The sequence below is a fragment of the Pseudorhodoferax sp. Leaf274 genome, assembly GCF_001422445.1.
In the GTDB taxonomy this organism is placed as follows: Bacteria; Pseudomonadota; Gammaproteobacteria; order Burkholderiales; family Burkholderiaceae_C; genus Pseudorhodoferax.
Genome location: NZ_LMNA01000023.1, coordinates 390,178 through 397,748, shown reverse-complemented (window position 1 = coordinate 397,748; position 7,571 = coordinate 390,178). Strand labels below are relative to the sequence as shown.

At 69.9% G+C, this 7,571-nt stretch carries 5 protein-coding genes; 2 read left to right on the top strand and 3 right to left on the bottom strand.

The window, feature by feature from the left end; genetic code table 11:
- From apbC to ASF44_RS19090, 3 genes are all read right to left on the bottom strand, one after another.
- Nucleotides 1–881: iron-sulfur cluster carrier protein ApbC (gene apbC, locus ASF44_RS19100; protein ID WP_056900838.1), on the bottom strand; the 881-nt coding region annotated here is incomplete at its 3' end.
- A 236-nt stretch (nt 882–1,117) separates the two neighbouring features.
- Nucleotides 1,118–4,177 (bottom strand): response regulator, encoded by a 3,060-nt coding sequence (locus tag ASF44_RS19095; RefSeq protein WP_156374589.1) that lies wholly within the window; start codon nt 4,175–4,177, stop codon nt 1,118–1,120.
- A 69-nt stretch (nt 4,178–4,246) separates the two neighbouring features.
- A complete protein-coding gene (locus ASF44_RS19090; RefSeq protein ID WP_162243839.1) occupies nt 4,247–5,020 on the bottom strand; it encodes an ABC transporter substrate-binding protein in 774 nt (257 codons plus the stop codon).
- 255 nt (nt 5,021–5,275) lie between these two features.
- On the opposite strand from ASF44_RS19090, the gene metG reads away from it, so the two are divergent.
- Nucleotides 5,276–7,348 carry a methionine--tRNA ligase gene (gene metG / locus ASF44_RS19085; RefSeq protein WP_056900794.1) on the top strand — a complete coding sequence of 691 codons (2,073 nt, stop codon included), beginning with the start codon at nt 5,276–5,278 and terminating at the stop codon, nt 7,346–7,348.
- Nucleotides 7,348–7,557 (top strand): hypothetical protein, encoded by a 210-nt coding sequence (locus ASF44_RS19080; protein ID WP_056900793.1) that lies wholly within the window; start codon nt 7,348–7,350, stop codon nt 7,555–7,557. The genes metG and ASF44_RS19080 overlap by 1 nt, the downstream gene beginning before the upstream one ends.
- Nucleotides 7,558–7,571 lie beyond the last annotated feature (14 nt).

Sequence of the window (7,571 nt, the reverse complement as noted above, 5' to 3'; positions counted from 1 at the left end):
TCGGCGGCCATCTTCTGCCCGCCGTGCGCACCGAAGATGTGCTCCTGGTGGCCGCACTGGCTGCACACGTGCACGGCCATGTTCTCCACCAGGCCCAGGATGGGCACGCCGACCTTCTCGAACATCTTGATGGCCTTCTTGGCATCGATGAGCGCGATGTCCTGCGGCGTGGTGACGATCACGGCGCCGGTCATGGGCACGCGCTGGCTCAGCGTGAGCTGGATGTCGCCGGTGCCCGGCGGCAGGTCGACGATCAGGTAGTCCAGCTCGGTCCAGTTGGTCTGGCGCAGCATCTGCTCCAGTGCCTGGGTGGCCATGGGGCCGCGCCAGATCATGGCCTGGTCCTGGTCGACCAACAGGCCGATGGACATGACCTGCACGCCGTGTCCGTCCAAGGGGTCCATGGTCTTGCCGTCGGGGCTCTCGGGCCTGCCGCTGACGCCCATCATCATGGCCTGGCTGGGGCCGTAGATGTCGGCATCGAGCAGGCCCACGTTGGCGCCTTCGGCGGCCAGCGCCAGCGCCAGGTTGGCCGAGGTGGTGCTCTTGCCCACCCCGCCCTTGCCCGAGGCGACGGCGACGATGTTCTTCACGCCGGGCAGCAGCTGCACGCCGCGTTGCACGGCATGGGCGGTGATCTTGCTGGCGATGTTGGCCGAGACGTTGTCCACGCCAGGCACGGCGCGTGCCGCGGCCACCAGCGCCTTGCGCAGCGCCGCGATCTGGCTCCTGGCCGGGTAGCCGAGCTCGACGTCGAACGCCACGTCGCCGCCCTGCACGCTGAGGTTGCGCAGCGCCTTGGTGGACACGAAGTCCTTGCCCGTGTTGGGGTCGACCACCTGCTTGAGCGCGTCGGTCAGCGCCTGTTCCGTCACTGGCATCTTGGCATTCACTCCTTCGGGGGCGCCGAGTGTACCGAGCAGGGCCGCGGCAGCGCGGACAGGGCCTGGCGCAGCGCCAGCAGCGCGGCCTCGAAGTCGCAACGACCGTTCATGGCTGGCCGCCACGCGCGCGGACCNGCCGGTCTCGGGGTGCACGGTCACGAGCGGGTGCTCGCTCACGACCACCTGCTTGAGCGCGTCGGTCAGCGCCTGTTCCGTCACTGGCATCTTGGCATTCACTCCTTCGGGGGCGCCGAGTGTACCGAGCAGGGCCGCGGCAGCGCGGACAGGGCCTGGCGCAGCGCCAGCAGCGCGGCCTCGAAGTCGTAGTCGTCCAGCGCCATCCCGACCGTGCTGGCCAGGGCCGGAACCTCGCGCGCGAACAGCGGGGCGTTCCGCCGCCAGTGGTCCACCGCCTCGGCATCGGCCTCGGCCAGCAGGCCTTCGAGCTGGCGCGCCGGGCCGGCCCATGCGCCTGGGCCCGCGCCGTCGTCGCCGGCCGGCGCTGGCGCCTGCTGCGGCGTCGGCAAGGCCGGCTCCAGGGCCAGGATCAGTGCGTCGAGCTGGACGCTGGTGGCGCGCAGCGCGGCCTGGCGCAGGGCCGCCGGCCCCGCCTCGCCGATGCACTCCTCCAGCCGGCCGGCGGCTTCCTGCAGCCCGGTGGCGCCGATGGTGCCGGCCAGCCCCTTGAGCGTATGGGCCAGGCGCGCCGCCTCGGCGATCTGCTCGCGGTGCAGCGCCGCCGCGATGCGTGCACTGGCATCGCGCTGCGTCTGCACGAAGCGGCGCAGGGTGGACAGGTACAGGCCCTTCTTGCCCAGCATGCGCTGCAGCCCGAGCTGTGTGTCCAGGCCGGGCACGTCCTGCGGCACGGCCGCGGCGGCCCCGGCGTCGGGGGGTGCGCGGCGCGCCGGCGCGGCCGACGGCAGCGGGCGGCCGCTGCGGCGCGTCCATTGCAGGATGGCGGCCCACAGCAGTTCGGGCACGATGGGCTTGGTGACCACGTCCACCATGCCGGCGTCGCGGCAGCGGTCCAGGTCCTGCTGCATGGCGTTGGCGGTCATGGCGACGATGGGCAGATCCGTGCGGCCCAGCGTGTGCCGGATCTCGGTGGTCGCCTCGACGCCGCCCATGACGGGCATCTGCATGTCCATCAGCACGAGGTCGTAGTCGCCGCCGCGCACCTTGTCCACGGCCTCGCGGCCATCGGATGCGAGATCGACCACGAGCCCCAGGTCCTCCAGCAGGCCGACGGCCACTTCCTGGTTCAGCACGTTGTCGTCCACCAGCAGCACGCGTGCGCCCGCCAGCTGACGCAGCTGCTCCTGCATGTCCGCGTCGGCGTGCGGCGGGCGGTCGCCGGCCGGCGCCAGGCCCAGCAGCTGCTGCAGCGCGTCGCGCAGCGCCGCCGGGTGCAGGGGCTTGGCCAGCACGCGGGCCACGCCGGCCACCGCAACGCACGACGGACCGTCGTCGTGGCCGGATGCGGCCAGCAGCACCAGCCTGGATGCCGCCGGGTCGAGGTGCGCACGCAAGGCCTGCACCGCGGCCAGGACATCCATGTCCGGCAAGCTGTCGTCGACCAGCACCCAGTCCGGCATCTGCCCTGGCGGCATGCCGCGCAGGGCCTCGACGGCGGCCGCAGCGGAGGCGGTGGCCTGCGCGGCCACCCCCAGCGACTCCAGCGCGCGCACCAGGGCGGCGCGCGCCGTGGCGTTGTCCTCGGCCACCAGCGCGCGCCGGCCCAGCAGCGCTGGCGGCGGCGCTGCCGGGCCGGCCGCGCAGCGCAGGCGCGCGGTGAACCAGAACTCCGAGCCCTCGCCCGGCGTGGACGACACGCCGACCTCGCCCCCCATCAGCTGCGCCAGGCTCTTGGCGATGACCAGCCCCAGCCCGGTTCCGCCATATTTGCGCGTGGTGGACGCATCGGCCTGGGCGAAGCTCTTGAACAGACCCTGGATCTGCGCCTGCGTCATGCCGATGCCGGTGTCGCGCACCGCGAACCGCAGCAACACGCTGCCGTGGTCCGCCTCGGCCACGCCGATGGACAGCACCACCTCGCCCTGCTCGGTGAACTTGACGGCGTTGTTGCCGTAGTTGATGAGGATCTGGCCGAGCCGCAGCGAGTCGCCCACCAGTTGCCAGGGCACCTGCGGCGCCACGTCCAGCACCAGCTCCAGGCCCTTGTCGGCCGCCTTGTCCTGCAGCACCAGCACGGCGTTGTCCAGCAGGGCTGCCAGCTCGAACGCCGATGCCTCGATGTCCAGCTTGCCCGCCTCGATCTTGGAGAAGTCCAGGATGTCGTTGATCAGGCCCAGCAGGTGCTTGCCCGACTGCTCGATCTTGCGCACATAGTTGCGCTGGCGCGGGTCGTCCGCCTGCTTGCCCGCCAGGTAGGCCATGCCGATGATGGCGTTGAGCGGCGTGCGGATCTCGTGGCTCATGTTGGCCAGGAACTGCGACTTGGCCTGGTTGGCCCCATCGGCGGCGGTCTTGGCATCGCGCAGCTGCTCGGTCATTTCCCGCAGGTTGTGCTGCATGCGCGCCAGCTGGCCCATCACGCTGCCGGCACCGACGAACGCGATGGGTTGCTGCAGCTCGCCTTGCGACACCCGTCCGATGGCCGCGTGCACTTCGTCGATGGTGCCGCCCATGACGGTGTCCAGCCGCTCCACGAAGGCATTGAAGTTGCGCGCCACGGCATCGAACTCGTCGGTGCGGCCCGCCGGCAGCCGGCGCGAGAGATCGGCATGGGCCGTGGCGATGGCGCCCAGGGCATCGCGCACGCCGAACAGCGGCCGCAGCACCACCACGCGCAAGGCGAAATACAACGCCACGATCAGCGTCAGGTTCAGCGCCAGCGTGAGCAGCACGAGCCGCACCAATTCGCGCCGCAGCGCCTCGCGGATCGGCGCGCGCGTGGCGTGGATGACGAGCGCGCCCAGGTTCTCGGTCACGCCCGCGTTGTCCAGCTGCAGCTTGAAGCTGCGGCGGATGTCCGAGGTGGCGGGCGCCTCGCCGGGCACGCCGCCAGTGCCTTCGCGGTGCAGGCGCAGGATGGGCGCGCCGGCCTCGTCCAGCACTTCGATGGCCTGCACCTCGGGCGAGGCCAGCTCGGGCACCACGGTCCGCTCGATCTGCTGCTGGTCCAGGCGCCACACCACGGGCGGCAGGCTGACGGTGAGCCGCGCGGCGATGCCCTCGATCTGCCGGTCCAGCTGGCGCTGCAGGCGGGCGCTGCTGTCCAGGTAGTTCAGCAGGCCGAACAGGCCCAGCACCGCGGAGGTGATGAGCACCACCAACCAGACGAACTGGTTGCGCAGCGAGCGCAGGCGAAAGGGCTTCAGAAGACCTCGCTGGATGGTTCAGTCGAACGGAACTTCATAGCCGTAGCGCTTGTAGATCGCCAGGAACTCGGGATTCCTGTGCAGCGACTCCATCTGCGTGTCCCAGATCGCGCGCAGCGCCGCACCCTTGGCGGTGTCGGCGAATGCGAGGTACAGGCCGAGGTGGATGACGAACGCCATGCGGTAGTCGGCCATGTCCACCTTGGCGTCGCGGATGTGGTCGGCGATGTCGGACTTGGCGCCGAGGAAGAAGTCGATCCGCTTCTTGTCCAGCATGCCGAACCCGCTGGCGATGGAGTCGACCTCGGTCACCTGCATCGGCACCTTGATGTAGCGGTCCAGGCCGAAATCGCGCAGCCAGGCCACGCGCCGCTGCGCGAGCGACGCCTGGTCCTGGTACTGCAACGGCACATCGGCACGGTACACGGCCATCTGGGCGTTGCGGTCGAAGTGCCACTTGGGGTAGAGCGGGAAGTCCTTCTCGCCCATGAACGACGCCACCCACGCATCGACGCGCTTGTCGCGCACCATGCTGACGGTGCGCGCATAGGGCTGGATCTGGATCCGCACCTGCTCGATGCCGGCGCGCGCGTACACCGCGCGGATCAGGTCGAAATACAGGCCCGTGCCGTCCTTGCGCGTGAGGTCGTGCCAGGTGTCCGATGCCAGGACGATGTCGGTGGGCCGTTCGATGCGCCCCTGTGCCCGCACGCCGAGCGCCAGCAGCGGCAAGGCCGCCAGCACGGTGCGACGCGTCGCGCCGGTTCCGATCCTTCGCATCGTCCCGTCCATGGCACTCCTTCGGTCGTTGGGTGAACCGTGCGTCCAAGACAGCGCCGGCCAGAGCCGCCGCTGCGCAAAATTGTAGTGACCCGGGCGCGCCGCCATGCCTGCGGATTCGCCGTATGTCGAGCGCCCGGCCCTTCGGTCGAGAAGGCCTGCAGCACATCGGGCGGGGCGCCCGGCCGCGGACTTCTAAAATGCGCTCCCTTCGCGCGCCCGCCGGCGCGCAACGCCTTTGCCCCTCCCTGAAAGCGCCCTCCCAAGATGTCCGCCCCGCGCAAGATCTTCGTCACCACCGCGCTGCCGTACGCCAACGGCAAGTTCCACATCGGCCACATCATGGAATACATCCAGGCCGACATCTGGGTGCGGTACCAGAGGATGCAGGGCGCGCAGGTGAACTTCGTCGGCGCGGACGACGCGCACGGGGCGCCCATCATGATCGCGGCCGAGAAGGCCGGCCAGACGCCCGAGCAGTTCGTCGGCGCCATCGCGGCCGGCCGCAAGCAGTACCTGGACGGCTTCCACATCCGTTTCGACAACTGGCATTCCACGCACAGCCCGGAGAACACCGAACTGGCGCAGGCCATCTACCAGGACCTGAAGGCAGCCGGCCTGATCGAGACGCGCACCATCGAGCAGTTCTTCGACCCCGAGAAGAACATGTTCCTGCCCGACCGGTACATCCTGGGCGAGTGCCCGCGCTGCCACAGCAAGGACCAGTACGGCGACAACTGCGAGGTCTGCAGCGCCGTCTACGCGCCGACGGACCTGATCGAACCCTACTCGGCGCTGACCGGCGCCAAGCCGGTGCTCAAGCACTCCGACCATTTCTTCTTCCAGCTCTCCGACCCGCGTTGCGTGGAGTTCCTCAAGGAATGGACACAGAACGGCGTGCACGTGCAGCCCGAAGTGGCCAACAAGGTCAAGGAATGGTTCGGCGTGCGGACCAACCCCGATGGCACGAGCAGCGAGGGCCTGGGCGACTGGGACATCTCGCGCGACGCGCCCTACTTCGGCATCGAGATCCCGGACGCGCCGGGCAAGTACTTTTATGTCTGGCTGGACGCGCCGGTGGGCTACCTGGCCTCGCTGAAGAACCTGCTGGACCAGCGCGGCGAGGACTTCGCCGCCTACATGGCCGACCCGCTGCTCGAGCAGTTCCACTTCATCGGCAAGGACATCGTCACCTTCCACACGCTGTTCTGGCCCGCCATGCTGAAGTTCAGCGGCCGCAAGACGCCCGACGAGATCTGCGTGCATGGCTTCCTGACCGTGAACAACGGCGAGAAGATGAGCAAGAGCCGCGGCACCGGCCTGGACCCGCTCAAGTACCTGGACCTGGCCATGAACCCCGAATGGCTGCGCTACTACCTGGCGGCCAAGCTCAACGGGCGCAACGAGGACATCGACTTCAACCGCGACGACTTCATGGCGCGCGTGAACGCCGACCTCATTGGCAAGTTCGTCAACATCGCCTCGCGCGCGGCGGGCTTCATCGCCAAGCGCTTCGCGGGCCGGCTCGGCACGGCGGGGGCCGACGGCCAGGCGCTGCTGGCCACGCTGCAACAACAGGCAGCCGACATCGCGGAGGCCTTCGACCGCCGCGACACAGCGCGCGCACTGCGCGAGACGATGCTGCTGGCCGACCGCGTGAACGGGTACGTGGACGCCAACAAGCCCTGGGAGCTGGCCAGGCAGGAGGGCGCCGATGCGCGGCTGCAGGACGTCTGCACCACCTGCATCGAGGCCTTCCGGCTGCTGGCGCTGTACCTCAAGCCCGTGCTGCCGGCCCTGGCCACGCAGGTGGAGGCCTTCCTCCAGGTGCAGCCGCTGCAATGGCGCGATGCCAGCCAGCTGCTGGGCGCCGGGCACACCATCGGCATCTACCAGCATTTGATGCAGCGCGTGGACATCCAGCAGCTCGACGCCTTGTTCGAACCGCCGGCGGCACCCGAGCCCGAAAAGCTGCTGCCCGGTGGCGAGGACATCGCGCCCACCATCACCATCGACGACTTCGCCAAGATCGACCTGCGCATCGCCAGGATCGTGGCCTGCGAGAAGGTCGAAGGCTCGACCAAGCTGCTGCGCCTGACGCTGGACGTGGGCGAAGGCCGCACGCGCAATGTCTTCAGCGGCATCGCCAGCGCCTACCAGCCCGCGCAGCTGGTGGGCAAGCTGACCGTGCTGGTGGCCAACCTCGCGCCGCGCAAGATGAAGTTCGGCATCAGCGAGGGCATGGTGCTGGCCGCCAGCCACGCCGACGAGAAGGCCCAGCCCGGCATCCACGTGCTGGAACCCTGGCCGGGCGCCCAACCCGGCATGCGGGTGCGCTGATGGGCCGCGCCGCCGCCCTGCTCGCCGCGTTCGCCTGCCTGGCGCTGGGCGGTTGCGCGGTGGTGACGGTGGCGGGTGCCGTCGTCAGCGTAGGCGCCACGGCGGTGGGGGTTGCGGCCGACGTGGCCGTGGGCGCCGTCAAAGTCACCGGCAAGGCGGTGGGCGCGGCCGTCGGTGCCGTGACGCCGTCGGGCGATCCGGCTCCTTGACGCGCGCGCGGCGC

Excerpts from the sequence above, each read along its gene's own strand:
- ASF44_RS19090 (WP_162243839.1), bottom strand. The coding sequence starts at position 5,020 with ATGGACGGGACGATGCGAAGGATCGGAACCGGCGCGACGCGTCGCACC.
- metG (WP_056900794.1), top strand. The coding sequence starts at position 5,276 with ATGTCCGCCCCGCGCAAGATCTTCGTCACCACCGCGCTGCCGTACGCC.
- ASF44_RS19080 (WP_056900793.1), top strand. The coding sequence starts at position 7,348 with ATGGGCCGCGCCGCCGCCCTGCTCGCCGCGTTCGCCTGCCTGGCGCTG.